The following is a 26464-nucleotide window of genomic DNA, read 5'->3' as shown; positions in this document are numbered from 1 at the left end:
CTTTGTCTCCCAAGCCATCGTCACCTCCCAGAACCGATCCGGAAAGTGTCAGGCATGTCTACGAACATCTGTCAGCTATGTATCAGGGCCGAACACTTGTCCCGAGGATCTACCTCCGTCAGCCGGGGCCTGGGCGGTAAAGGTCGCATATCCAGACCATCGTCGAGCGGAGAGCCACCCTTGGCAGATCCTCGGGACAAGCCCGAGGATGACGATCCTAAATCCCATCCATACCGAAACTGTTGAGCACATCACCCCTGCGACACCCCAGCCCTTGACCCGAAGCAGGGACCGTCTATCTCGGATGTCATGGCACTGCATCTCCTCAAGCTCTGCGTCGGAGCCGATTCCATCGACGATCTGCGCGACTGGGTCGCCGAGCGCTGCCTCGTGGCGGTAGCGGCTGGCCTTGAGCCGCATTCCTCGCATGTCACCCGCATGGTGCCGAAGCGCATGGAAGAACTGCTCGATGGCGGTTCGCTCTACTGGATCATCAAGGGCCAGCTTTCGGCCCGCCAGAAGCTTTTGGACATCAAGACCTTCACCGGTGGCGACGGGATTACGCGCTGCGAACTGATCCTCGGCCCTGAAGTCATCGAAGTGGCGCCTGCACCGCGCCGTCCTTTCCAAGGCTGGCGATATCTCGACGCGGATGCTGCGCCGCGCGACCTTTCGGCCTCCGGTGCCAATATCGAAGACATGCCCGACGACCTGAAGCGGGAACTGGCCGAACTCGGCCTGCTGTGAGCGGCCTTTTTTGATCCGCATCTGGAGAAGGTCCGGCTTGTAAGGACCCGTCCCTGACGATACCCTAAATTTTGGGTGGATTGCGCTGCCATGGGGCAGGGCGCGGTCCGGGATCAGGGGGAACCATGCCGTCTTTGAAATTGCCTTGTCTTGCTCTGGCGCTGGCTGTTGCCGCGTCGCATCCTGCTGTGGCGGAAGACCCGTCGATCGATCTGAAACTCTTCGGCAAACATGAGATCGAGGGCGGCCTCAGCACCTGCCATCTCGCCTTCTGGCAGAGCAACAAGGATCCCGAGACGGACAAGTATGCCTATCTCATCTATATGCCCTACGATAAGGACGGCGTGCAGATGCAGGCGGTCGTCGAGATCGGCAAGGAGAAGATTGCGCTCACCGAGAGTGCGCGGGGCGATTTCGATCCGCCGCAGCGGCTGGGCTATCGATTGTATTCCAGCGCCGATCACGCCACCCATCTGCTCGTCCGGATCGAAGAGGCTGTTGTGACCGGCTCGCTGCAGACCGTCGGCAAGGCGACCGTAACCGTGGTGCGGCCCGATCTTCCGCCGTTCGTCGCCGGTGCAAAAGGGGTGATCGGCTGCCCTGGCAGCCCGGCGCCCGAGACCGCGCAAGCTGCGCCGGAGCCTGTCTCCGACGAGGGGGCTGCAGCCGGCGGGCCGTCACCCTATACCGGTCCGGTTGGGCTGCCGCTCACCCCGCCGGTCATGCTCACGGCCGCCAGCGAGGTGCCGGCGGCTGTTCGCAGCGAGATTGCGACCTATGCGCCCGACGAGTGCAGTGAGCCGGAGACGCTCGCCTATCCCGGCCAGCGTTATCAGGTGAATGACAATTTCATTCTTTGGGAAGTCCCGTGTTTCCTCGGCGCCTATCAGGGCACCAGTATCTTCGCGATCACACAAAACCCGCCTGCCGACTGGGCAACCATGCTCAGCCTGCCCAATCCGCCGGCGCTGGAGGGCGAGAACAATGCGCAGATGATGAACCCGGAGGTCTTTGCCGAAAAGGGTGTCTTTATCTCGACCTCGCTCGGCCGTGGTCAGGGGGATTGCGGCACCTATCAGGTCTTCCGCCTGATGGATGCGCCGGGCGAGACCTTCGAATTCCAGCTGATGGAGTATCGCGAGAAGGTCAATTGCGATGGCGTGCAGAGCGAGCCGTCCGAATGGCCGCTGCAGTACAGCGGGGGAGAGTGAGCCGACGGCATGCGCGGCGTCCCAGCCCTCCGTCGGAGGCTTGTCTGGTGACGTGCTGTCGCTTGCTCTTCGTGGCTGGATTTCGGTCGGGGCCATCGGTCACGGAAAGGTCCCAATCGCGCGTCATCCACACCACATCGGACAGCCTTCCGGGGCCAGGGACCTGCCATGAACGGAATTGAACACGTCAATGCAACTGCGGGCGAAGCGACGCGATCGACTGGCCGCTTGCGCAGGTTGTCTCTGCGGATCGGGTTGTCGATCGCCGGGCTGGCAGCCCTGTTCGGTGCCTATGTCGGAATCCTGATTCTCTCTGGCAACTTCCATGAGGTCCTGCCGGGGCAACTCTATCGCTCGGCCCAGCTCTCGGGCGATCGGCTGGGAGCGGAGATCGACCGCTACAAGATCAAGACGGTGATCAATCTGCGTGGTGAAAATCCCGGCAAGTCTTGGTACGACGACGAAATCCGTGCCACGCAGGCGCATGGTGCCACTCATGTCAACTTCGGCATGTCTGCGCGCCGCGACCTGACACCAGAGCGCACACAGGAGTTGCTGACCCTCCTGAAGACGGCCGAGCAGCCGATTCTGGTGCATTGTATGTCCGGCGCCGATCGTACGGGGTTGGCCTCCGTCATCTTTCTCCAGCAGGTGGCTGGCATCGACGAAGAAGAGGCCGAATGGCAGTTGTCACCGGTCTACGGCCACATCAACCTGCCCTTCCTCGCCGCTTATGCGATGGATGACACCTGGGAGCGGCTGGAAAAGGTGATTGGCCTCGACAGCTGACAATCAGGCAGTCCGTTAGGGACGATCTGCCACATGGAAACAGGCGGGCCGGCCTGGATGCCACTTTTGGAAGCCGGAGTTTCCAGGGGACTGGCGCTGTTGGCGCAGAAGCGCGGCAGCCGCGAGCCGTACGGCTGTTTGGCCATACAACTTCTTTCACCGCAGGGTTTTTCCATTTCCGGGAGCAATGCCGGAGGATTGCGGCCGCCCGTCGTCATCTTATTTTCTGATGTGCCTATTGACTTGTGATACCAGTTGGAAAGAATGAGCCTGCTTGAGTGAATAGCAAGCCGGCGGAGGACCTCTGCCGCATTGCTGAGGAGGATGACTGATGACTGCAATTGCCTTGTTCGGGGCTGGGGGCAAAATGGGCTACCGGCTTGCCAAGAACCTCAAGGGGGCGCGGTTCGACGTGCGACATGTCGAGGTGAGCGAGCCGGGCAAGGCGCGCCTGAAGGCCGATCTCGGGCTTGATTGCGTGCCCTCCGATGTTGCGCTCTCGGGTGCCGATGTCGTCATTCTTGCCGTGCCGGACACGGCGATCGGCAAGGTTGCGGCCTCGATCTCCGACAGGCTGTTGCCCGGGATGATGGTGATCGCGCTCGATGCGGCAGCACCGTTTGCCGGACATCTGCCGGAGCGCGCAGACCTGACCTATTTCGTCACCCATCCCTGCCATCCGCCGATCTTCAACGACGAGACGGACATGCAGGCCAAGAAGGACCATTTCGGCGGTCTGTTTGCCAAGCAGCACATCGTGTCTGCCCTGATGCAGGGGCCGGAGGAGGCCTATGCACTGGGGGAGGAGATCGCCAAGGTGATCTGGGCGCCGGTGATGCGCTCGCACAGGGTCACCGTCGAGCAGATGGCTCTTCTGGAGCCGGGTCTGTCCGAAACGGTTTGCGCCTCGCTGCTGGTGGTGATGCGCCAGGCGATGGACGAATGTGTCGCCCGCGGCGTGCCAAAGGAGGCGGCGCGCGATTTTCTGCTGGGCCACATGAACGTGCTGGGTGCGGTGATTTTCGAGGAAACGCCGGGCGTGTTTTCCGATGCCTGCAACAAGGCGATCGAATTCGGCATTCCGGCCCTGATGCGCGACGACTGGAAGACGGTTTTCGAGCCGCAGGAGATTGCCGACAGCATCAGGCGCATCACCTGATTTCGATTTCCGGACGGGGGGTAGCCTTCCCGGTCGGTGCATGACCTCGCGGGGAGCGAGGTAACGTTTCATTGGGAGGACAACATGAAACTCACACGCAGGCTTACTCTCGTCGCCTTCGGTGCGGCACTTGCGGCAACGACCGCAATGCCGGCCTTTGCCGCCGATCTGATCGCCATCATCACGCCATCGCATGACAACCCGTTCTTCAAGGCGGAAGCTGTTGGTGCCGAAGCAAAGGCCAAGGAGCTGGGCTATGAGACCCTGGTTCTCGTGCATGACGATGATGCCAACAAGCAGTCGCAGCTGATCGATACCGCAATCGGTCGTGGCGCCAAGGCCATCATTCTCGACAATGCCGGCTCTGAAGCCTCCATCGCCGCCGTCCAGAAAGCCAAGGATGCAGGCGTTCCCTCCTTCCTGATCGACCGCGAGATCAATGCGACCGGTGTTGCCGTGTCGCAGATCGTCTCCAACAACTACCAGGGTGCCCAGCTCGGCGCGGAAGAATTCGTCCGTCTGATGGGCGAGAAAGGCAATTACGTCGAGCTTCTCGGTCGTGAAGCCGATCTCAATGCCGGTATTCGGTCCAAGGGCTACCATGACGTCATCGACGATTATCCGGAGATGAAGATGGTCTCGCAGCAATCGGCGAACTGGAGCCAGACCGAAGGTTACTCCAAGATGGAGACTATCCTTCAGGCAAACCCGGACATCCAGGGCGTGATCGCCGGCAATGACACCATGGCCATGGGTGCGATTGCCGCCTTGCAGGCAGCCGGGCGCAAGGATGTCATCGTCGTCGGCTTCGACGGGTCGAACGATGTCCGCGATTCCATCCTCTCGGGTGGCATCAAGGCAACCGTGATGCAGCCCGCCTATGCGCAGGCACAGCTTGCCGTGCAGCAGGCGCATGAGTTCATCACCACCGGCAAGGCGCCGGCTGAGGAAAAGCTCCTGATGGATTGCATCCTCATCACCGCTGCCAATGCCGGCAAGCTTGAGACCTTTGCGCTCAGCCAGTGAGCCTTGATGGAGCGGGGGCGGGGCCGTCAGCGGTCCCGCGCCTTCCGGGTCGTTCAACGGGGATAATCCATGTTGCAGATGCGCGCTGCCGCCGTCTTTGCTGCGCTATGCGTGGTCATGCCGGGCTGCAAATTCGTCAAGACAGCTGAGCAGGAGGCCCAGGTTGCCGCCAATGCCTTTGATCCCGACCGGATGGTTGCCGAGGCGTGGGACAGCAAGGTGCTGCCCTATCTCCAGAAGCGCGCAGGCACGTTTGAGGCTGTGACAGCGATGATTGCGTCAGATCCGGAAGCGGCCGCCCAGACGTTCGGCCACAAGGAAAAGGGTGGTACTGCCCCCTGGACCTATGTCGCGACCGTCAAGGGCGTGATCGTGACGGCAGAGACGAAATCCCGCGCCGCCTATGTCGATGTCGATATCAACGCGGACGGCCAGTCGGACCTTCGCCTGGCGATCGGCCCGGCCATTCGTGGGACAGCGCTGCGCGACAGCCTAGGCTTTGTCAGTTTCAACGAGTTCAAGAACCAGATCGACTGGGCCCAGTATGGCAAGTCCTTCAACACCTATGTGAACGCGACCGTGCTGGAGAAGCTGCCGCGTGATGGTCTGGTCGGCAAGTCGGTGGATGCGCTCGGCGCCTTCCCGCAGCCTGCGACCGGCGAGCTGCCGCAATTTGTCCCGGCGATGATCACGGTCGGAGGTTGATCATGAGCGCATCTGAAACCGGCGATATCATTCTGGAACTGCGCGATGTGACGAAGGCATATTCGGGCATTGTTGCCCTGAAGGAAGCCGATCTGAAGCTCAGGCGCGGTGCGGTGAATGTGCTTGTTGGCGAAAACGGCGCCGGCAAGTCCACGATGATGCGCATTATTGCGGGCGTGGAGCGCCCGACGCTTGGCGAAATCTGGATGGATGGTCAGCGTATCCAGCTGGCCTCGCCGGCTGATGCGGTGCGTCATGGCATCGGTATCGTCTTTCAGGAGCTGAACCTGTTCGGCAACCTGACTGTTGCCGAAAACATATTTGCCACGCGCGAGCTGACGCGCGGCCTGTTTGGCATTGATCACAAGGCGCAGGTGACGAAAGCCAATGAATTTCTCGATCGGCTGGAGGCAGGCATATCCGCCGATACACTGGTCGAAGACCTGCCGATCGGCCAGCAACAGCTGGTGGAGATTGCCCGCGCCGTCTCACTCGATACCCGCATCCTGATCCTCGACGAACCGACTTCGGCGCTAAGCGCTGCCGAAGTGGATGTTCTCTTTCGCGTCATTGCGGAACTCAAGGCGCAAGGGGTTGCCATCGTCTACATCTCGCATCGGCTGGAAGAGCTGATGCGCATCGGCGACTACATCACCGTCCTCAAGGACGGGCAGATTACCGGCAATGCCTTGGTCAAGGATATTGATACCGCCTGGATCGTGCGATCGATGATCGGTTCGGATGCCAAGGACTTCGCCAAGGATGTCAGCCATACGCTCGGGGACGAGGTCATCCGCCTGGAAGACATCAGCCTGGCACGCGCCAGTGGCGGGCTCGCGGTGGATCATGTTTCGCTCTCCGTGCGCAAGGGAGAAATTCTCGGGATCTACGGCCTGATGGGCGCCGGGCGCAGCGAGTTGTTTGAATGCATTATCGGCCGCCACGGTCACTCTCAGGGCCGCATCTACATTGATGGCAAGGAGCTCCTGGCCCGCGACCCGACAGGGCGCATCGCCCATGGCATTGCGCTGATCCCCGAGGATCGGCAGCGTGAAGGGCTGGTGCAATGCCTGTCAATTGCCGAAAACCTGTCGCTGGCAAGCCTTGGCCAGTTCGTGCGTTACGGGTTCCATATCGATCGGGCGCTGGAGAACGGGGCGATTTCAAGCGCCATTCGCAGCCTGTCGATCAAGGCGCGCAATCCGGCATTCGAGGTGACCTCGATGTCGGGTGGAAACCAGCAGAAGGTGGTCATCGGCAAGGCGCTGATGACCGGGCCCAAGGTATTGCTGATGGACGAGCCAAGCCGCGGTATCGATGTCGGCGCCAAAGCCGATGTATTCCGCACCATGCGCAAGCTTGCAGGCGAGGGGCTGGCGATCCTGTTTTCCACATCGGACCTCGATGAGGTCATGGCCCTGTCCGATCGCATTGCAGTCATGAGCAGCGGGCGTCTCGTCTGTGTCATGGATCGCGCGGATGCGAGCGAGGACATGATCGTGAAAGCCTCGAGTGAGGGACACAAGACCAGAAGGATGCATGCGAGATGACGACGGCGACCCCCATGGCAACGGCTCTTCCGTCCGGCAGCGGCTCGCTGCTGCTGACCGTGATGAAACTGCGCACATTTATCGCGCTGATCGCGGTGATCGTCTTTTTCTCGATCTTCGCGCCGAACTTCCTGTCCACGGCCAACATGATCCTGATGTCGAAACACGCGACGCAAAATGCGTTTCTGGCCATTGGCATGACCTTTGTCATCGTCACCGGCGGTATTGATCTTTCCGTAGGGTCAATTGTCGGCCTTTGCGGCATGATCGCCGGCGGGCTGATCCTCAACGGCATCGACCTGCCTATGGGCTACACCGTATACTTCAATGTTCTCGAAGTGGCCGTCATGGTCACCGCAGTCGGTATCGCGATTGGCGCGCTGAACGGCCTCCTGATCACCCGCCTCAACGTGGCCCCCTTCATCGCCACGCTCGGCATGCTTTATGTGGCGCGCGGTGCCGCGCTGCTGTTTTCCGACGGCCAGACCTTGCCGAACCTTGCGGGCAAGCCGGAGCTTGGCAATACCGGATATGCCATTTTCGGGTCCGGCACCTGGCTTGGCATTCCCGTCTCGATCTGGATGCTGGTGGTCGTTGCGCTCGGCGCTGCCTATTTTGCCCGTTTCGTGCCGCTGGGGCGGCATATCTTCGCCGTGGGCGGCAATGAACGCGCGTCGCGTATGTCGGGCATCCGAGTCGATCGGGTGAAGATGTTCGTCTACATGTTCTCGGGCTTTTGTGCCGCACTGGTCGGCCTCGTCATTTCGTCCGAACTGATGGCCGCCCATCCGGCCACCGGCACCAATCTGGAACTGAATGCCATTGCAGCTGCCGTTCTGGGTGGTACCTCCATGTCCGGCGGGCGCGGCACGATAGGTGGAACCATCATCGGCGCCTTTGTCATCGGCATTCTCTCCGATGGTCTTGTCATGATGGGCGTGTCGTCCTTCTGGCAGATGGTCATCAAGGGGCTTGTCATCATCATTGCCGTGGTGGTTGACCAGGCACAGCGCAAGCTTCAGGCCCGCGTGACACTGATGCAGATGGCAAAGCAGGGATAAGCGGATATGGCAGAGCTTCGGGGAGCCCTGATCGGGTGCGGATTTTTCGCCGTTAATCAGATGCATGGCTGGGCGCTCGCGCAGGGCGCCGGTATCGTCGCCATCTGCGATCGCGATCCGCAACGCCTGGCAATCGTCGGCGACCAGTTCGGCATCTCTCGCCGCTACACGGATGCAGCTGCCATGTTTGCCGATGGCGGATTTGATTTCGTCGACATTGCAACGACCGTGCAGAGCCATCGCGCACTGGTGGAAATGGCGGCCGCCCACAAAGTGCCGGCCATTTGCCAGAAACCCTTTGCGCCAAGCCTTGCCGATGCCAAGGCCATGGTGGCGGTGACGAATGCGGCCGGCATTGCCCTGATGATCCACGAGAACTTCCGCTGGCAGACGCCGATCCAGGCGGTGCGCAAGGTGCTGGACAGCGGTGCCATCGGCACGCCGTTCTGGGGGCGCTTCTCCTTCCGCTCCGGCTTCGATGTGTTTGCCGCCCAACCCTATCTCGGTGAAGCGCCGCGTTTCATCATCGAGGATCTGGGCATCCATACGCTGGATATTGCCCGCTATATCCTGGGCGACGTGCATTCGCTGACTGCGCGCACAAGACGGATCAACCCGAAGATCAAGGGCGAGGATGTGGCAACCATGCTTCTCGATCACGACAGCGGCGCCACCTCCATTGTCGATGTTAGCTATGCCACGCGCCAGGAGACGGAGCCCTTTCCCGAAACGCTGATCGAGCTGGATGGCAGTGAGGGAACTCTGCGCCTGACGCAGGGTTATGCCCTGACGGTTACGAATGGCGATGGCACGGTCACGACCGATGTATCGCCGGCACTTCTACCTTTCGCCTCGCGGCCCTGGCACAATATCCAGGAAAGTGTGCTCCTCATCCAGCAGCACTGGGTCGATGCACTGAAGGCTGGAACAGAGACATCGACATCCGGCGCCGATAACCTGAAGACATTCGCTCTCGTGGAAGCCGCCTATCAAAGTGCCGCATCCGGCCAGCTGGTGGAGATAGGGACACTTCTGGCATGAGCCCTGACCCTGCCACAGATCGCGCCTTCAGGCTTTTCGGGACAAGAGTTCCAGAACCGCCCGTGCAAGTGCTGCGCGCCGGCCTGCTGAGCGCGCACTTGATTGGCGGCGGGCTTCGAGAGATTGCCTTCGACGGGATTGAGGTTCTGCGCGCCATCGCCTTTGTGGTGCGCGACCGCGACTGGGGCACCTATAGCCCGGCGATTGCGGATCTGACGATCAAACAGGGCGAGGGGGAAACCACGGTCTCCTATCGAGCGGTCTGCGAGGGGCCTGATGCCAACACGCTTTCCATCCGCGCCGTCATCACCCTGTCGAGCAAGGGCAGCCTGACCTTCAAGGCCCAGGCAGAGACGCCGACTGGCTTTGAAAACAATCGCTGCGGCTTTTGCGTGCTGCATCCGATCGTCGGTGTTGCTGGTGCGCCCGTGACGGTGGAGCATGTGGACGGCTCGATCCAATATGCCGTCTTTCCCGACCGTATCGAGCCTTGGCAACCGTTTCAGGAGATCCGCGCGCTCACCCATTCGGTGATGCCAGGCATTGACGCGGAATGCCGGATGGAGGGTGACATGTTCGAGATGGAAGACCAGAGAAACTGGTCGGATGCCTCGTACAAGACCTATGTGCGGCCACTGGCCTTGCCCTGGCCTTATCAGATCGCCACGGGGGAGACTGTTTCGCAGGCCGTTACTCTGACCGTCACGGACAGGCGCGCCGGAAGACCGCAGGCCGGGAGCCATGACGCCCGGCCTGTTCACCTCACCTGGGGCGAAGATCTGCGGCCTCTTCCGCAGATCGGGCTTGTGGTGACGCCCGAAGAGGCCGGCGCAGTGCGTTCGGCACTGGCGTCTCACGGCGCTTTCGGCGCGAAAGGTTTGCTTCTGCATTTCGACCCGGCAGCGGGCCACGGCCCTTCCGATATCGAGGCGTTCGCCGCGCTTGCGGCCCTCTTTTCCGGCACGATCACGCTGGAAATCGCGCTGCCATGCAAAGGCCCGCTCGCCGGGGAACTCGGCGCAATCGCCAAGCTTGTGGCCGATGCCGGGCTGCGGCTGGATGCGGTGATGGTGTCGCCTGCTGTAGACCGGCAATCAACGCCGCCCGGCAGCCAATGGCCGGACTGCCCACCGCTTGAAGAGGTCTACGCGGCGGCACGAGCGGCATTTCCGGGCATTCGGCTGGGCGGCGGCATGCTGAGCTACTTCACGGAAATCAACCGCAAGCGCGTTCCCGCAGGTCCCCTCGATTTCGTCAGCCATGCCACCAACCCGATCGTGCATGCCGCCGATGATCTGAGCGTCATGCAGACGCTTGAGGCCTTGCCGTTCATCTGGACATCGCTGCGGGCGATCTATGGGCAAAAGCCCTACCGCGTCGGACCATCCACCCTTGCCATGCGCCAGAACCCCTATGGCAGTCGCACCATGGACAATCCGAATGGCGAGAGGACTGCCATGGCGAACAGGGATCCGCGACACAACGGCTTGTTCGGCGCGGCTTTTGCCGCCGGGTCTGCGGCAGCTTTTGTTGGCGCAGGTTTGGAGCAATTGACCTTGAGTGCGCTGACCGGGCCCTTCGGTCTGTTTGCCGGGCCGCAAGAGCCTGTGCCGGAGGGCATGGTTCGCCCGATTGGCCGCTGCATCGAACTGCTCGCCTGCATGGCCGGCTGGCAGGCCCGTGCGGTTAAATCAGGTTCGTCGCGCGATATTCTGGCGTTTGGCGCGTCTTGCGATGACGGTCGCCGGGCGCTTGTGCTGGTCAACGTGACCCGCAGCCCCCTTGAGGTCGACCTGCAAGCCCTTGGCATTGGTAGCGGGGCAAGCATTGTCCTGCTGGATGAGACCACGATGATCGCCGCTGCATCAAACGGTCTTGAGGCGCGCAGCATGTCGGAACAGCCGTTTGCACTTATGCCCTATGCGGTGGCGCGCATTGTCTGGGAGGTGGCCTGAGGCGCTGCTATTTGCGGTTCTTCAGGGCGTAGAGCGCCCGCGACCGCTCCAGATGCTTGATCATCGCCTGCTCGGCGACATCCGCATCGCGCGATTCAATCGCCCGGATGATTTCCTCGTGCTCGGTGAGGGTGAAGTTCTCCCGACCGGTCCAGATCAACATTTCCGAATGATAGGCCTTCAGCCATCCGAGCATGGCGCCGCTGACGGCAACAAAGATCGGATTGCCGGAGATGCTGGCGATGTACTGGTGGAAATCCATGTCGGCTTCGATGAAGGCATCCGCATCGCCGAGGTTCTGCACCTGGCGCTCCAGCAGCGCCTCCAGTTCGGCAATATGTTCCGGCGTCGCTTTCACGGCCGCCTCGCGGATCATGCCGCGCTCGAAGAAGATCCGGGCGCTTTTCAGATGTTCGAGCGAGTCTGCTGACCCCGAGAGCATCAGCTTTGCCGGAAGGTCGACCTGGCGGATGATGGATTCCGCCGTGATGCGCAGCACCTTGGCGCGTTCGCCTTGAGAAATTTCCACCAGTCCCTTGCTGGCCAGCGCCTGCATGGCCTCGCGGATCGCCGGGCGACCGACGCCATAGCGTTCCATCAGCTCGCGCTCGGACGGCATTTCATCGCCGGCGCTCAGCTCGCCGCTTTCGATCAGAAACTTGAGCCGGGCAAAAACCTCGTCGGCAATTTTCCTGCGCAGGATGGGTTCGGAAACGATGCTCATGGGCCACCTGATGTCAACGCTTCTGAATAGCAGTTGAAGCCACTGGCGCAACGACTTTTTCTTGCCGCAGCTTGCAATCACATAAATACTCATTATACCAGTTGATAAGCTTCTACAAGCTGAGTGCAGGGATACGGAGGAGGAAGACGTGATCCGTTTGACATACCGGATTGAAACGGCAGGCTCCGCTGAAGCCATGGGCACCAAGATCGCCAGCGACCAGTCCACCGGGACATTCGTTGCCCTGCCGGGAGAAACCGAGGAGCTGAAGGCGCGTGTTGCCGCTCGCGTCACGGCAGTGCGTCCACTGTCGCCCGTATCCGTTGCCTCTTTGCCCGATGAGGCCGGTACGGCCACGAGCTTCAACCGCGCCGATGTCGAAATCGAGTTTCCCTTGGATGCGGTGGGCACCGATCTTTCCGCGCTGATGACGATTGCCATCGGCGGTGTGTTTTCGATCAAGGGCATGACGGGCATCCGCATTGTTGACATGCAGCTGCCGCCGGAATTTGCTGCAGCCCATCTGGGCCCACAATTCGGCGTTTCCGGCAGCCTTGCGCTGACCGGCGTCAACGGACGGCCGATCATCGGTACCATCGTCAAGCCGGCGCTTGGCCTTCGTCCGCACGAGACGGCGGAGATGGTCGCAGAACTGCTCGAGGCGGGCGTCGATTTCATCAAGGACGACGAGAAACTGATGAGCCCCGCCTATTCTCCACTGAAGGAGAGGGTGGCGGCCATCATGCCGCGTATTCTCGATCACGAGCAGAAGACCGGCAAGAAGGTGATGTATGCCTTCGGCATCAGCCATGCCGATCCGGACGAGATGATGCGCAATCACGATCTGGTTCTGGCTGCCGGCGGCAATTGCGCCGTCGTCAATATCCAGTCCATCGGCTTCGGCGGCATGTCCTTTCTGCGCAAGCGTTCCGGTCTTGTGCTGCATGCGCATCGCAATGGCTGGGATATCCTGACGCGCCACCGGGGGCTCGGCTTCGAGTTCTCGGTCTGGCAGCAGTTCTGGCGCCTGCTCGGCGTCGATCAGTTCCAGATCAACGGCATCCGCGTCAAATACTGGGAGCCGGACGAAAGCTTTGCACGCTCCTACCACGCGGTGACTACGCCGATGTTTTCGCCGGATGATGTCGTGCTGCCGGTGATTGGCTCCGGCCAATGGGGAGGGCAGGCGCCGGATACGATTGCCGTGACCGGCGGCTCGACGGATCTGCTCTATCTCTGCGGCGGTGGCATTGTCAGCCATCCTGGTGGTCCGGGCGCGGGGGTTCGGGCGGTTCGTCAGGCCTGGGAAGCCGCGGGCGCCGGCATTCCACTTGCGGTTTACGCCAAGGATCATCCGGAGCTTGCCCAATCCATCGACAAATTCTCCGACGGCAAGGCGGCATAACCCATGACCCGTCCGCTGATTTCCTATTATGGCGATGATTTCACCGGTTCGACCGATGTGATGGAGGCGCTCGCCTCGCATGGTATCGAGACGGTGCTCTTTCTGCAAAAGCCAGATGAGGCGTTGATGCAGCGTTTTGCCGGTGCGCGCGCCTATGGTCTGGCTGGCACCAGCCGCAGCCAGTCACCGGACTGGATGGACAGCCACCTGCGCTCAGGCTTCCAGTGGCTGAAGACGCTGAATGCTGAACTCTGCCACTACAAGGTCTGCTCCACGTTCGATTCCTCGGTGCAGGTGGGAAATATCGGTCGGGCCATCGAGATCGGCAGGGCGGTCTTCGGGGCAGGGATGGTGCCGTTGATCGTCGGCGCACCGCAGATCCGGCGCTATACGGCGTTTGGCGAATTGTTCGCCGCCTATCAGGGCCGCAACTATCGTATCGACCGGCATCCGGTCATGTCTCGCCATCCGGTAACGCCGATGCAAGAGGCCAATATCCTGCTTCATCTTGCGCAGCAGACCGGGCTTTCATCCACGCTTCTGGACAATGTGGCGCTTCTGGCGGGCGAGGGGCCGGAAAAGGCCGATATCCTGCTCATCGATGTCCTCGATACAGCAACGCAAAGGGCTGCCGGATCCTTGCTCTGGAACCAGCTGCGCCAGACGGGCAGTGCTTTCGTCTGCGGTTCGTCCGGCGTGGAATATGCCCTGATCCCGGCCTGGAGCGCGGCAGGGTTGATCGGAGAAAAGCCAGTCTTTGCGTCGCCCGGTCCCGTCGATCGGCTGGCCGTGGTGTCGGGCAGCGTATCGCCCACCACCGAACGGCAGATCCGCCATGCGCTTGGCCATGGTTTTGATGGCGTCGCGCTCGATCCAGTGTCGCTCTCCGGTGAGGACGGCGAGGCGCGGATCGCCGATGCCGTTCGCGCCGGGCTGGCGTCCCTCGACGCGGGCAGAAGCGTCGTTCTCTACACGGCCCTTGGACCTGCGGCGGACCAGGGGGCCGTGCTCGATCAATCCGGTGATGCCCGCCATCGGCTGGGGCGGGCTCTCGGGCGTATCCAGGTGGAGCTGGTTGCCCGTGCCGGTCTTTCCCGGGCCGTGGTGGCGGGCGGTGATACGTCGAGCCATGCGCTCGGGGAAATGGGCATTGCCGCACTCACCTTGAAACTGCCTTTGCCGCAGACCCCCGGCTCGCCACTCTGCGTGGCGCATGGCGGACCCGTCGATGGGCTCCAGATCGCGCTCAAGGGCGGGCAGGTGGGCAATGACGATTATTTTTCAATGATCCGGGCCGGGGGATCCTCCCATAACCCACTGGACGAACGCGCAAAACAATCGGGAACCGCCGCATGACCCAAGCGCATCTTTGGATCGGCACCAGCTGGAAGATGAACAAGACACTCGCTGAGGCGCAGGCCTTTGCCGAGGGCCTGAAGGCTGCCGATGCCGGGCGTGATCCGCGCATCCAGCGTTTCGTCATTCCGCCCTTCACCGCCGTGCGCGAGGTGAAGGCCATGCTTGCCGGGTCCTCCGTCAAGGTCGGCGCACAGAACATGCATTGGGCCGATGACGGCGCCTGGACGGGTGAGATCTCACCGCCGATGCTGAAGGATTGCAACCTCGAGATTGTCGAGCTTGGCCATTCGGAACGCCGGGCGCATTTCGGCGAAACGGATGAAACCGTAGGGCTGAAGGTCGAGGCTGCGGTGCGCCACGGGCTCGTCCCGTTGATCTGCATCGGGGAGACGCTTGCCGAACGGGAAGCCGGTCGCGCCATAGAAGTTCTCGAAACGCAGGTTCGCGGCGCGCTCGCCAGACTCACCGGGCCACAGAAACAGGCCGAAATTCTGCTGGCCTATGAGCCGGTCTGGGCGATCGGCGTCAACGGCATTCCCGCCACCTCGGAATATGCCGATGCTCGCCAGGCCGAGATCATTGCGGTGGCGCAAGATGTCCTCGGGCGCAAGGCGCCCTGCCTCTATGGCGGCTCCGTCAATGCGCAGAACTGCGAAGAGCTGATCACCTGCCCGCATATCTACGGGCTTTTCATCGGGCGCTCTGCCTGGAATGTCGAGGGTTATCTCGACATCCTCTCCAGATGCGCCGCCAACTTGTGAGGAGGAGCATATCATGAAGATCGCAGTTGCAGGAGACAGCGCCGGGGAAGGGCTGGCCCGGATCCTTGCTGATCACCTCAAGGACAAGCATGAGGTGTCTGAAGTCTCTCGCACCGAAGCTGGTGCCGACGCCTTCTACGCCGATATTTCAGACCGCGTGGCAAGCGAGGTTCTTGCCGGAAAATACGACCGTGCCATCCTCGTCTGCGGCACGGGCATCGGCGTCTGCATTTCTGCCAACAAGGTACCTGGCATCCGCGCAGCATTGACGCATGACACCTATTCGGCAGAACGGGCGGCCCTCTCCAACAATGCGCAGATCATCACCATGGGTGCGCGTGTCATTGGTTCGGAACTGGCCAAGACCATTGTCGATGCCTTCCTGGCGCAGGTGTTCGACCAAAACGGTCGCTCCGCATCGAATGTTCAGGCGATCAACAATGTGGATGCAAAATACCATCTGCGCTGAGACGACGGGTCTGAACGGGGATCATTAAGCCACGGACGGAGCCAGGCTTTGCCGCGGGTTGATCTGTTTCAGGCGAGCAAGACTGCGCAAGTGCAGCTTGCGCAGTCTTGCTGTTGAACTGGGCCTTGTTGGGGCTGGCATCTACTGCCAGAGGGGCGGCGTATCAGAGGCATTGTCGGGTTTCGGCTTGGGTTTTGGTTTGTTCTCGGGCATGCCGAGATGGTGGGCTTCGTGCCCTGTCGCCTTGTGGATGCCTTCTACCTCGCGGCACCCGACGAAGCAGCGGACTGCGCAGCTCATGACCGGCGTCCCTGAACCGATGTCTTCTGATGGTTTTGGCGTGTCTTCCCCGCCTTCATCAGCCTCGCCGGCAAGCCGTGGCTCAAATCCCCACAGTGTTTCGATCACCTTGCCGATGTCGCCAGCTGGTTCCCAGGTGATGATGCTCTGGCCCTTGGCCTCGTCTGTCACTTCTATCATCATCGCGCCGACATCCCCGGCGTCGAAGAAGGTTTTGTTGCGAAAACCGATCGCCAGAACCGACTGCAGTTCGGCGGCCATGATAAGCTTGCGAATGGCAGCCAGAACGGTCTGCTGTTCAAGGATTTCGGCAATTCTCTCAGGCGACGTGAAAACGGATGTGCGCGAATACTCCGCACTTGCCAGCCCGAAATCTGTGACTGCAAGCATGTTCGGCAGGACATCGGAGGCCGCTTCGCGTGGTGCCGGTGCCGTGATCAGCGCCCTGCCGCCAGCGGCGCGAGCTTCGAATTCCAGCATCATCACTCCCGGTTCCAGCAGGTGATGCCGGTGCAGGAGACGCAAGCAGAGCACATCCTGCAGCCCCGCCATTACCACCAGGCGGCCAATTTCCTGCATCACGGCGCTCGTTTGGTCGAAATTGGTCCAGAGTTCTCTGTCGGCTTCGATCGGCCCGGCAAACTGGTTATAGCTTTCGGGTAGTACTTGCCTGATCTCCATGCGTAGACTCCCTTTGGTGTCAAACCGAGTTGGTGCTTAAGGTGTCCGTCTCATCTCCGCTGTTCTGCTCCCATCGTGCCTCACGTTTTAACAGTAGCTCATATTTGCCTTTGCCACCATGTTGTCTTTCTGATGCGACATCGGGCAAAGGGGTGAACCGGGTGGGCGGACTGAGATCAGCCACTGATGGAGAGTGTAGAGGTTTTGACAAAGCTCTTTTTGAGCGGGTCGGCCATACCCTTCGCCAGGGGGAGAGCATGCTGAAGGCCTGATCTCGATGGTCCGCGATACATTTTGGTCGGCTGCCGGGTCCGCGCCTAATGATTGTTATCTGGCTCGACAAAACAATCGGCGAATGGATAGATTGATGCGAGGTCGTTTGGAGGAGAACCGAACGCAGGTCAGCAAATGTCGCAGTATCGATCCATTTGTGTCATCGCAAGTGGGGCGCATCTGCATTTCTGAAGGGTGCAGTGGCAGCTATGACGGAACTTATCGCTTCGTTTAGTTACAGTCCTGTGCTTGTCGCTCTTTCGGTGGTGGTGGCCGTCCAGGCGGGTTATGTCGGCATCAGCCTTGCTCTTCTCATCCCCGGTGCATTCGCCAACCGGCGCCGCCTGTTGATCGCCGGTTCGGCGATGACGCTTGCGGTCGGCATCTGGAGCATGCATTTCATCGGCATGCTGGCAATTACGACCTCTGTCGCCATCGCCTACGCCGTCTTGCCAACACTTCTCTCATTCCTCATTTGCAGCCTCGTGATTGGCGTCGCCATTTACCTGGCGAGCCTGCGCTCGCAGCGCCTGCTGGTGATTGCAGCCGTGCTCATGGGGATCGGCATCACCACGATGCATTATGTCGGCATGACCGCCGTGCATTCGGTCTATCATCTGACACACGATCCCGCCTATGTGCTTGCCAGCATCATGATTGCAATCGCGGCATCCGGCCTTGCGCTCTGGCTTGCTTTCTCTGCCGACCGGCGACCGCCGCTTCTGCTCTGTGCCGTGGTGTTCGGATGCGCGGTGTCTGGCATGCACTATATGGCAATGGCCGGGACGGCACTGCAGCCGGCCGTTGCCGAGGCTGCAAACACAGAATCCTTGATGTCCCGAGACATGTTGGCAGCCATTGTCAGCGTGGTCGCCTGTAGCATCTCGGCTGTGTTCATGCTGGCGCTGATCCCGACGCAGGCGAAGGATGCCAGCAGCGAAACAGCCTCGCATGCGGTACCGTCCGTGCCAGACGCCGTGGCAGCGGACAGCCTCCGCTCGGGCAATTTACCACTCGACACCACACCACCCCCGCTACCGGCGATTCGGGTGATGACGGATACGGATCAAACGAGCGATGCCACGTCGCCGGTTGTCCCGAACCTGTCTACGGGCGCTCTTTTGTTGCCGATCGAAAAGAACGGCAAGCGCTTTCACATTTCGGCGGATGATATCGTGTCGGTGCATTCCAACGCGCATTACACCTATGTTTTCAACGGTCGCGACGACCTTTTCTGTCCATTGTCGATCTCCGACATCGCAGCGCGTTTGCCTGAGGCCATGTTTCCCCGGATTCATCGCAGCTATATCGTCAACCTCCGCTTTGTCGTCCGTATCAAGAAGGCCGGAGATTCGGGCGTGGTCGAACTGGATACGCCCATCAGGCGTACCGTGCCGGTGAGCCGGGCGAGGCTGACGGCTTTCCGCTCGGAGCTGGCCGCCTTCAAGGCGTCCACCAGCAGTGAGTCTGAAAGCGCGAGTTAAGTCAGTTATCCTGCCGCAGTTCGTGCGCCTTCTGCTGCATTTCGTGCAAATCGGGGCGATTGGTGCGCTTGCCGTTGTCTCGCAGGACCAGTCATCGCCTGCTGTCAACGCGCGGCGCGGTTCATTGTTCTTCGATCCCTGTCGCTTGAGACGAAGCTTTGGGAGGAGCGACGGATGATACCTGGCACGTTCGATTACCATCGGCCGACGACAGTCGAAAGCGCTGTCGCATTGTTGTTGCAACTCGGCGAGGATGCCCGGCCGCTGGCTGGCGGTCACAGTCTGATACCGTTGATGAAGACACGGCTGGCGGCGCCAGAGCATCTGGTCGACCTTTCGGCAATCGAGGGACTTCGCCGTCTGGAAGTGGTCGGCCCTGACGTGATCATCGGCGCGATGACAACGCAGCATTCGGTCATCACCAGCACCTTGCTCGCAGAACTCGTTCCAATCCTGCGCGAGACAGCCCTCGTCATCGCCGACCCGCAGATCCGTTACAAGGGCACGATCGGCGGCAACTGCGCCAATGGTGATCCCGGCAATGACATGCCGGCGCTGATGCAGTGTCTCGGGGCCAGCTACCAGCTGACCGGCACCGGTGGCAGCCGCCAGGTCCCGGCGCGGGAATTCTATCTCGGCGCCTATGAGACCGCTCTGGAACCCGGCGAGATCCTCACCGAGGTCCGCATTCCGATCCCGCCTGCGGGTCATGGCTACGGCTATGAGAAACTCAAGCGCAAGGTCGGAGACTATGCGACGGCGGCGGCGGCGGTGGTGATCACCATGGCGGGAGGCACCTGCACCAGTGCCTCGATCGGCCTGACCAATGTGTCGGAAACGCCGCTCTGGGCGTCCGAGGCAGCTGGCATTCTGGTTGGCAGCACGCTCGATGCGGCAACCGTCAATGCGGCAGTCGCTGCGGCCGAGGCGATCACCAATCCGGCCTCTGACATGCGTGGGCCTTCCGAATACCGCACCAAGATGGCCGGCATCATGCTGCGCCGGGCACTCGAGCGGGCACAGACCCGCGCCAAGGGTTGAGGAGGGAAACCATGACAAAGTCGCATATCAAGGTCACCATCAATGGCAAGGCTGTCGAGGCTCTTGTCGAACCGCGCACCCTCCTGATCCATTTCTTGCGGGAGCAGCAGAACCTGACGGGTGCCCATATCGGCTGCGACACCGGCCATTGCGGTGCCTGCACGGTCGATATGGACGACATGTCGGTGAAAAGCTGCATGACCTTCGCAGTCCAGGCCGATGGCGCCAGCATCACCACGATCGAAGGTGTGGCCAATCCGGACGGAACGCTCAGCGCTCTGCAGGAGGGCTTCCGCATGATGCACGGCCTGCAATGCGGATATTGCACGCCGGGCATGATCTTGCGCGCCCATCGCCTGCTGCAGGAAAACGCCAACCCGACCGAGGAGGAAATCCGCTACGGCATCGCCGGCAATCTCTGTCGTTGCACGGGCTATGTGAACATCGTCAAGGCCATCCAGTATGCGGCGGCCAAGATCAATGGAACACCGTTTCAGGAGGCCGCGGAATGAACGAGCAAGTCAAGATTGACACCGATCGCGCCGAGCGGACCGAAAAGCTGCAGGGCATGGGCTGCAAGCGCAAGCGCGTCGAGGACATCCGTTTCACACAAGGCAAGGGCTCCTATGTCGACGACCTGAAGCTTCCGGGCATGCTGTTCGGCGATTTCGTCCGCTCGCCCCACGCCCATGCGCGCATCGTCAGCATCGACACCTCGCGGGCGAAAGCCCTGCCGGGCGTGATTGCCGTGCTGACAGCGGCGGACCTGAAGCCGCTTGGCCTGCACTACATGCCGACGCTTGCCGGCGACGTCCAGGCGGTTCTGGCTGAAGAGAAAGTGCTGTTCCAGAACCAGGAAGTCGCTTTCGTCATCGCTGAGGATCGCTACATCGCCTCTGATGCGACCGAACTCGTGGATGTCGTCTATGAAGCGCTGCCCTGCATCGTAGACCCGTTCAAGTCGATGCTGCCGGATGCGCCGATCCTGCGCGAGGACATCCAGGACAAGATGGTGGGCGCCCATGGGCCGCGCAAACATCCCAACCACATCTTCGAATGGCAGATCGGCGACAAGCAGGCGACCGACGACGTCTTTGCCAAGGCGGATGTGACGATCAAGGAAATGCTGGTCGATCACCGCACCCATCCGTCGCCGCTCGAAACCTGCCAGTCGGTCGCCTCGTTCGACAAGGTCAAGGGCGAGCTGACGCTCTGGGGCACCTTCCAGGCCCCGCATGTCATCCGCACCGTCGTTTCGCTGATTTCAGGCCTGCCGGAACACAAGATCCATGTGATCGCGCCGGATATCGGCGGCGGTTTCGGCAACAAGGTCGGCGCCTATGCCGGCTATGTCTGTTCGGTCGTCGGATCGATCGTCCTGGGCGTGCCGGTCAAATGGGTGGAAGACCGCATGGAGAACCTCTCCACCACGTCCTTTGCCCGCGACTATCACATGACCACGGAACTGGCCGCCACAAAGGACGGCAAGATCCTCGGCATGCGCGTGCATGTTCTGGCCGATCACGGCGCCTTCGATGCCTGCGCCGACCCGTCCAAGTGGCCGGCCGGTTTCATGAACATCTGCACCGGCTCTTATGACATCCCGGTCGCACATCTGTTGGTCGATGGTGTCTATACAAACAAAGCGTCAGGCGGTGTCGCCTATCGCTGTTCGTTCCGGGTAACGGAGGCGGTGTTTGCCATCGAGCGCGCCATCGAAGTCTTGGCCCAGAAGCTTGGCATGGATGCCGCCGAGCTGCGGATCAAGAACTTCATCAAGGCCGAGCAGTTTCCCTATCACTCGGCGCTCGGCTGGGAATATGACAGCGGCGATTATCACACCGCCATGAAGAAGGCGATGGACGCCATCGACTATAAGGCCTTGCGTGCGGAGCAGGCGGAAAAGCGGGAGGCTTTCAAGCGCGGCGAAACGCGCGAGTTGATGGGTATCGGCATCTCCTTTTTCACCGAAATCGTCGGTGCGGGACCGGCCAAGAACTGCGACATTCTCGGCATTGCGATGTTTGATTCCGCCGAGATCCGCATCCATCCGACCGGCTCCGTGATTGCCCGGATGGGCACCAAGAGCCAGGGGCAAGGGCATGAGACGACCTATGCCCAGATCATTGCCACCGAACTTGGCATCCCCGCCGATGACATCATGATCGAGGAGGGCAATACCGATACGGCTCCTTACGGTCTCGGCACCTACGGCTCGCGCTCGACCCCGGTTGCCGGCGCTGCCACGGCAGTGGCTGCCCGCAAGATCAAGGCCAAGGCGCAGATGATCGCCGCCCATATGCTCGAAGTGCATGAGGGGGATCTAGAGTGGGATATCGACCGCTTCCGCGTCAAGGGCCTGCCGGAGAAGTTCAAGACGATGAAGGAGATCGCCTGGTCGGCCTACAATGCCCCGCCGCCGAACCTCGAGCCCGGCTTGGAGGCGGTGAACTATTACGAACCGCCGAACATGACCTATCCCTTCGGTGCCTATTTCTGTGTCATGGATATCGATGTCGACACGGGCGTCGCCAAGACACGGCGCTTCTATGCGCTGGATGATTGCGGCACGCGCATCAATCCGATGATCATCGAGGGGCAGGTGCATGGCGGGCTGACGGAAGCCTTCGCCTGTGCCATGGGCCAGGAGATCCGTTACGACGAGATGGGCAATGTCATGGGGGCGTCCTTCATGGACTTCTTCCTGCCAACCGCAGTGGAGACGCCGAAGTGGGAAACGGACTTCACCGTGACACCTTCGCCGCATCATCCGATCGGTGCAAAGGGCGTGGGTGAAAGCCCGCATGTCGGCGGCGTGCCGTGCTTCTCCAATGCGGTCAACGACGCCTATGCCTTCCTCGATGCCGGCCATATCCAGATGCCGCACGATGCCTGGCGGCTGTGGCAGGTCGGCGAACGTCTCGGGTTGCACGGATAAGGCCGGATCAGTCAATGGCAGTGACACTTCCACAGGAGAGGATTGCCGCGCAGATGGCCGCGGTCGGGTATGTTCCCGACCGCGACCTGTCGACAGCACTTTGGCTGATGGACAGCCTGTCACGGCCGCTGCTTCTCGAAGGCGAGGCAGGTGTCGGCAAGACGGAGGTTGCGCGCGCCTTGGCGCTCGCTCACGATACCAAGCTGATCCGGTTACAATGTTATGAAGGACTGGACCAGAGTTCGGCCCTCTATGAATGGAACTACCAGCGGCAGTTGCTGGCGATCAAGGCGCGCGAGGGCCTCAATGCCGATGAGGTCGAAGAGGCGATCTTCTCCGAAAAATACCTGCTTGAACGGCCTCTACTGGCCGCCATCCGGCAGGCCAAGGCACCGGTTCTCCTGATCGACGAGGTGGATCGGGCGGACGAGGAGTTCGAGGCCTTTCTTCTGGAGCTTCTGTCGGATTTTCAGGTGTCGATACCGGAATTCGGGACGATTGCGGCGACGACCATCCCGCGGGTTATCCTGACGAGCAACGGGACCCGCGAATTGTCCGATGCGCTCAGGCGGCGGTGCCTCTACCACTATGTCGATTTTCCCGATGTCGACCGCGAGGCGCGGATCATCCTGTCGCGGCTGCCGGGCATTGATGCGGCACTGGCGCTGCAGATCGCTTCGATGGTCGGCCTCATCCGCAAGGAGGACCTGCGCAAGACACCGGGTGTCGCCGAAACGCTCGATTGGGCCGCAACGCTTGCCGGCCTCGACATCCGGCATCTGCATGACGAGCCCGATGCGGTTCATGAGACATTGATGTGTCTGATCAAGACAGCAGAGGACAAGGCCCGCATGTCGCGCCAAGTTACCGAGCGACTGCTCGGAAAGGTGGCCTGAGATGGGCGCGCTGCGGATGGCCGAGCCTGACCTGGGCGAGTTGATGCGGACAAAGCTCTCTGGCTTCGTGGCGACGCTGCGCGACAATGGTTTCATTGTCGGTCTTGCAGAATATCGTGATGCACTGACGGTGATGGCAAGCGACAGTGCAAGCCGTCCGTGGCGGCTGCGCCCGGCGCTCAGATCGCTTTTCTGCAGCCGGCATTCCGACTGGACGATGTTCGATGAGATTTTCGATGCCTTCTGGCTGAAGCGCGGGATGAAATCGGCGACGCGGATGTCCGGCGCGCCGCAAAAGGCCCCTGACGGTGTACAGGCCGCCGCAACCGGTGCGCGCGGTCAAGGCAACCAGGAACACGCCGATCATGTCCAGCGCGGTGAGGGCGCGGAAGCCGTCGAGACCGGCGAAACCCGTCGCGAGGGCGCGTCCCGCGCCGAGTTCATCGGCAAGACCGACTTCCGGCACCTGACGCATCCGGACGATCTCGCCGAGGCGCATCGCCTGGCTGAGCGCCTGGCGGTTTCGATGCGTGCGCGGATGACGCGGCGCATGCGGGCGCGGCGCCAAGGCCAGCGGCTCGATCTCCGGCGCACGATCCACAAGAGCATCGCGAATGGCGGCACGCCGATGCAGCTGGTGTTTCGGAAGCGCCGGGAAAAGCCGTTGCGGCTGGTCGTGCTTCTCGATGGTTCCGGCTCGATGAGCCTCTACTCGGCGGTGTTCCTGCGCTTCATGCATGGCGTGCTCGACGCATTTCGCGAGGCCGAGGCATTTCTCTTTCATACGCGCCTCGTTCATATCGCCCCGGCGCTGCGGGAGCGCGATCCGCAGCGTGCCGTCGAGCGGATGGCGCTGATGGGTCAGGGAACCGGCGGCGGAACCCGCATCGGCGATAGCTTAGCCACCTTCAACAGATGGCATGCGAAACGCTGCATCCATTCGCGCACATGCGTCATGATCGTGTCTGATGGTTACGACACCGGGCCGGCCGAACGGCTGGGCGACGAGATGCGGGCGCTCCGGCGGCGGTGCCGGCGGATCGCCTGGTTGAACCCGATGATCGGTTGGCAGGACTATGCCCCGGAGGCGGCCGGCATGAAGGCAGCACTTCCTTACGTCGATCTCTTTGCGCCGGCTCACAACCTGGAGAGCCTCAAGGCGCTCGAACCCTATCTGGCGAGGATCTGAGCATGCAGGACACCTCCGATATTCTCGATCTGGTCAGTCAGACCAAGGCGCGTGGAGAGCCCTTTGCCATCGCAACGGTCGTCCGCACCGTCTCCGTGACGGCCGCCAAAGCGGGCGCCAAGGCAGTCGTTTTGGCGGACGGAAGCATTTCTGCCGGCTGGATCGGCGGCGGTTGCGCCCGTGGTGCCGTGTTGAAGGCTGCGGGTGAGGCCATCCGCGACGGTCAACCCCGGCTGATCAGCATCCAGCCGAAAGACCTGCTCGAGGTGCAACAGGTCAAACCCGGCGACATGAAGGAGGGCGTGTTCTACGCCCGCAACATGTGCCCGAGCCAGGGCACGATGGATGTGTTCGTCGAACCCGTCCTGCCGCGCCCGCATCTTGCCATCCTTGGCGCCTCTCCGGTGGCTGTGGCCCTTGCCGACATTGCCCGGCGCATGGGGTTCTTCGTGACAATCTGCACGCCGCAGGCCGATCATGCGGCGTTTGGCATCACCGACCGGATGGTCGATGGTTTCGACCTGCCGACCGACGGCTCACAGCAAGGTTATGTTGTCATTGCAACCCAGGGGCGCGGCGACAGCGCAGCACTGAAGGCGGTTCTTGGAACCCAGAGCCGCTACACCGGCTTCGTCGGATCGCGCAAGAAATTTGCGGCGCTGAGACGCGATCTGGAAGCCGACGGTCTCGATGCGAGGTCAATGGATGACATGCGCTCACCGGCAGGTCTCGACCTCGGCTCCATCACGCCAGATGAAATTGCCTTCTCGATCGTGGCGGAAATGATCGAGATCAGACGGCGCGGCCAAAGAAACGCATAAAGGGAGAACAGCTATGGATATGAACGGATCACAACGCATCGAGGCGTCGCGCGAAGCCGTCTATGCGGGCCTGAACGATGTGGACATCTTACGCCAGTGCATACCCGGCTGCGAATCCATCGAGAAGACATCCGAAACCGAGATGGTCGCCAAGGTGACGCTGCGGATCGGCCCGGTCAAGGCGAGCTTTGCCGGCACTGTCACCCTGTCCGATCTGGATCCGCCGAACGGCTATACGATCTCCGGCGAGGGATCGGGCGGCATGGCCGGTTTTGCCAAGGGGGGCGCCAATGTCACGCTCGAACCGGATGGCGATGCAACAATCCTGCACTACGTCGTGAAAGCCGAAATTGGCGGCAAGCTTGCGCAGATGGGCAGCAGGCTGATCGACAGTACGGCGAAGAAACTCGCCGGCGACTTCTTTGCAAAATTCGGTGAAGTTGTTGGCAAACCCTCTGACGTCGAGGCACCTCCGGAAGAGCAGGCAGCCAGCAAAGGCTGGATGAGCCGGATCCTCGGCAGCAGTGCCACAGCCTTCCTCGCCATCGTTCTGGCGCCTGGTCTTCTCTGATCGGCATGCGGACGTCACTCCGGGGGGGCGCCTGCCGAAGCTTGCGTGTCTCCCGCCTAACGTCGCTGATCTTCTCGGCTATGTCGCTCGGCAGGCCGATCAGGTTGCCGCAACCAGTTGCTGGGCAGGTTTGTCATGACGGCGATATAACCGTCGCTTAACCGCCAAATCTTCCTCACCGCTTCTGCACCTTGAGGGCTTTCCTGCCTTTAGGTTGGCTTGGGTTGCTTGGCCTGCAGTCGACCGAGGCCGGGGAGATGATCGGCGTCGTCGGTGCCCTCCCTGCGTCGCTTGAGAGCACTCAATGT

The 26464-nt window shown here is 61.3% G+C and carries 25 protein-coding genes; 23 read left to right on the top strand and 2 right to left on the bottom strand.

Annotation, left to right across the window (positions count from 1 at the left end; genetic code table 11):
* Positions 1 to 309 precede the first annotated feature (309 nt).
* The 11 genes from J2045_RS17325 to apnL all read left to right on the top strand — a co-directional run bounded on the left by J2045_RS17325 (position 310) and on the right by apnL (position 11244).
* Positions 310 to 747 carry a DUF1489 family protein gene (locus J2045_RS17325; RefSeq protein ID WP_102020140.1) on the top strand — a complete coding sequence of 146 codons (438 nt, stop codon included), beginning with the start codon at positions 310 to 312 and terminating at the stop codon, positions 745 to 747.
* Between the two features lie 125 nt (positions 748 to 872).
* The gene (locus J2045_RS17320) at positions 873 to 1958 is read left to right on the top strand and encodes a DUF1176 domain-containing protein (protein WP_307375016.1); all 1086 of its coding nucleotides are present in this window, start codon (positions 873 to 875) and stop codon (positions 1956 to 1958) included.
* Between the two features lie 168 nt (positions 1959 to 2126).
* A complete protein-coding gene (locus tag J2045_RS17315; protein WP_307375014.1) occupies positions 2127 to 2747 on the top strand; it encodes a tyrosine-protein phosphatase in 621 nt (206 codons plus the stop codon).
* A gap of 33 nt (positions 2748 to 2780) precedes the next feature.
* Complete coding sequence (locus J2045_RS17310) at positions 2781 to 2996, top strand: hypothetical protein (RefSeq protein WP_307375011.1); 216 nt, start codon at positions 2781 to 2783, stop codon at positions 2994 to 2996.
* Positions 2997 to 3078: 82 nt separating this feature from the next.
* Positions 3079 to 3906: a phosphogluconate dehydrogenase C-terminal domain-containing protein gene (locus tag J2045_RS17305; protein ID WP_307375009.1), complete on the top strand. Its 828-nt coding sequence runs from the start codon at positions 3079 to 3081 to the stop codon at positions 3904 to 3906.
* Positions 3907 to 3990: 84 nt separating this feature from the next.
* Positions 3991 to 4932, top strand: a complete 942-nt coding sequence (locus J2045_RS17300) for a D-ribose ABC transporter substrate-binding protein (RefSeq protein ID WP_307375007.1) — start codon at positions 3991 to 3993, stop codon at positions 4930 to 4932.
* A 69-nt stretch (positions 4933 to 5001) separates the two neighbouring features.
* Positions 5002 to 5637, top strand: coding sequence for a DUF2291 family protein (locus tag J2045_RS17295; protein WP_307375005.1), 636 nt, complete (start codon positions 5002 to 5004; stop codon positions 5635 to 5637).
* Positions 5638 to 5639: 2 nt separating this feature from the next.
* Positions 5640 to 7187, top strand: a complete 1548-nt coding sequence (locus tag J2045_RS17290; protein WP_307375003.1) for a sugar ABC transporter ATP-binding protein — start codon at positions 5640 to 5642, stop codon at positions 7185 to 7187.
* The gene (locus tag J2045_RS17285) at positions 7184 to 8248 is read left to right on the top strand and encodes an ABC transporter permease (protein WP_307375001.1); all 1065 of its coding nucleotides are present in this window, start codon (positions 7184 to 7186) and stop codon (positions 8246 to 8248) included. Before J2045_RS17290 ends, J2045_RS17285 begins: the two co-directional genes overlap by 4 nt.
* A gap of 6 nt (positions 8249 to 8254) precedes the next feature.
* Positions 8255 to 9289 carry a Gfo/Idh/MocA family protein gene (locus tag J2045_RS17280; protein ID WP_307375000.1) on the top strand — a complete coding sequence of 345 codons (1035 nt, stop codon included), beginning with the start codon at positions 8255 to 8257 and terminating at the stop codon, positions 9287 to 9289.
* Positions 9286 to 11244 carry a D-apionate lactonase gene (gene apnL / locus J2045_RS17275; RefSeq protein ID WP_307374998.1) on the top strand — a complete coding sequence of 653 codons (1959 nt, stop codon included), beginning with the start codon at positions 9286 to 9288 and terminating at the stop codon, positions 11242 to 11244. Before J2045_RS17280 ends, apnL begins: the two co-directional genes overlap by 4 nt.
* A 7-nt stretch (positions 11245 to 11251) precedes the next feature.
* Here apnL and J2045_RS17270 read toward each other — a convergent pair whose 3' ends face one another.
* Positions 11252 to 11968, bottom strand: coding sequence for a transcriptional regulator NanR (locus tag J2045_RS17270; protein ID WP_307374996.1), 717 nt, complete (start codon positions 11966 to 11968; stop codon positions 11252 to 11254).
* Positions 11969 to 12116: 148 nt separating this feature from the next.
* Here J2045_RS17270 and oiaX point away from each other — a divergent pair, with 148 nt between their 5' ends.
* The 4 genes from oiaX to derI are packed head-to-tail and all read left to right on the top strand — an operon-like array spanning position 12117 to position 15962.
* Entirely contained in the window at positions 12117 to 13373 is a 1257-nt protein-coding gene (gene oiaX, locus J2045_RS17265; RefSeq protein WP_307374994.1) for a 3-oxo-isoapionate-4-phosphate decarboxylase OiaX, read from the top strand.
* Between the two features lie 3 nt (positions 13374 to 13376).
* Complete coding sequence (locus tag J2045_RS17260) at positions 13377 to 14729, top strand: four-carbon acid sugar kinase family protein (RefSeq protein ID WP_307374992.1); 1353 nt, start codon at positions 13377 to 13379, stop codon at positions 14727 to 14729.
* Positions 14726 to 15493, top strand: a complete 768-nt coding sequence (locus J2045_RS17255) for a triose-phosphate isomerase (RefSeq protein ID WP_307374990.1) — start codon at positions 14726 to 14728, stop codon at positions 15491 to 15493. The genes J2045_RS17260 and J2045_RS17255 overlap by 4 nt, the downstream gene beginning before the upstream one ends.
* 13 nt (positions 15494 to 15506) lie before the next feature.
* Positions 15507 to 15962, top strand: coding sequence for a D-erythrulose-4-phosphate isomerase (gene derI, locus J2045_RS17250; RefSeq protein WP_166599811.1), 456 nt, complete (start codon positions 15507 to 15509; stop codon positions 15960 to 15962).
* A gap of 141 nt (positions 15963 to 16103) precedes the next feature.
* Here derI and J2045_RS17245 read toward each other — a convergent pair whose 3' ends face one another.
* Positions 16104 to 16943 carry a hypothetical protein gene (locus tag J2045_RS17245; RefSeq protein ID WP_307374987.1) on the bottom strand — a complete coding sequence of 280 codons (840 nt, stop codon included), beginning with the start codon at positions 16941 to 16943 and terminating at the stop codon, positions 16104 to 16106.
* 482 nt (positions 16944 to 17425) lie between these two features.
* Between J2045_RS17245 and J2045_RS17240 the strand changes: the two genes are divergently transcribed.
* The 8 genes from J2045_RS17240 to J2045_RS17205 all read left to right on the top strand — a co-directional run bounded on the left by J2045_RS17240 (position 17426) and on the right by J2045_RS17205 (position 26156).
* The gene (locus J2045_RS17240; protein ID WP_307374985.1) at positions 17426 to 18700 is read left to right on the top strand and encodes an MHYT domain-containing protein; all 1275 of its coding nucleotides are present in this window, start codon (positions 17426 to 17428) and stop codon (positions 18698 to 18700) included.
* Between the two features lie 174 nt (positions 18701 to 18874).
* Positions 18875 to 19741 (top strand): FAD binding domain-containing protein, encoded by an 867-nt coding sequence (locus tag J2045_RS17235; protein ID WP_307374983.1) that lies wholly within the window; start codon positions 18875 to 18877, stop codon positions 19739 to 19741.
* A gap of 11 nt (positions 19742 to 19752) precedes the next feature.
* Positions 19753 to 20253: a (2Fe-2S)-binding protein gene (locus J2045_RS17230; RefSeq protein ID WP_069041398.1), complete on the top strand. Its 501-nt coding sequence runs from the start codon at positions 19753 to 19755 to the stop codon at positions 20251 to 20253.
* On the top strand, positions 20250 to 22679 hold the full coding sequence (locus J2045_RS17225) for an aerobic carbon-monoxide dehydrogenase large subunit (RefSeq protein WP_307374981.1): 2430 nt from the start codon (positions 20250 to 20252) through the stop codon (positions 22677 to 22679). The genes J2045_RS17230 and J2045_RS17225 overlap by 4 nt, the downstream gene beginning before the upstream one ends.
* A gap of 14 nt (positions 22680 to 22693) precedes the next feature.
* A complete protein-coding gene (locus J2045_RS17220; protein WP_307374979.1) occupies positions 22694 to 23575 on the top strand; it encodes an AAA family ATPase in 882 nt (293 codons plus the stop codon).
* 1 nt (position 23576) lies between these two features.
* A complete protein-coding gene (locus tag J2045_RS17215; RefSeq protein WP_307374977.1) occupies positions 23577 to 24764 on the top strand; it encodes a vWA domain-containing protein in 1188 nt (395 codons plus the stop codon).
* Between the two features lie 2 nt (positions 24765 to 24766).
* The gene (locus tag J2045_RS17210) at positions 24767 to 25585 is read left to right on the top strand and encodes an XdhC family protein (RefSeq protein WP_307374975.1); all 819 of its coding nucleotides are present in this window, start codon (positions 24767 to 24769) and stop codon (positions 25583 to 25585) included.
* A 13-nt stretch (positions 25586 to 25598) separates the two neighbouring features.
* Positions 25599 to 26156 (top strand): SRPBCC family protein, encoded by a 558-nt coding sequence (locus J2045_RS17205; protein WP_307374973.1) that lies wholly within the window; start codon positions 25599 to 25601, stop codon positions 26154 to 26156.
* The last annotated feature ends 308 nt before the right edge of the window (positions 26157 to 26464 follow it).

Source organism: Peteryoungia aggregata LMG 23059, assembly GCF_030814435.1.
Taxonomy (GTDB): Bacteria; Pseudomonadota; Alphaproteobacteria; order Rhizobiales; family Rhizobiaceae; genus Allorhizobium; species Allorhizobium aggregatum.
Note: the sequence above shows the minus strand (reverse complement) of the source record. Positions and strands in the feature narration are given on the sequence as shown.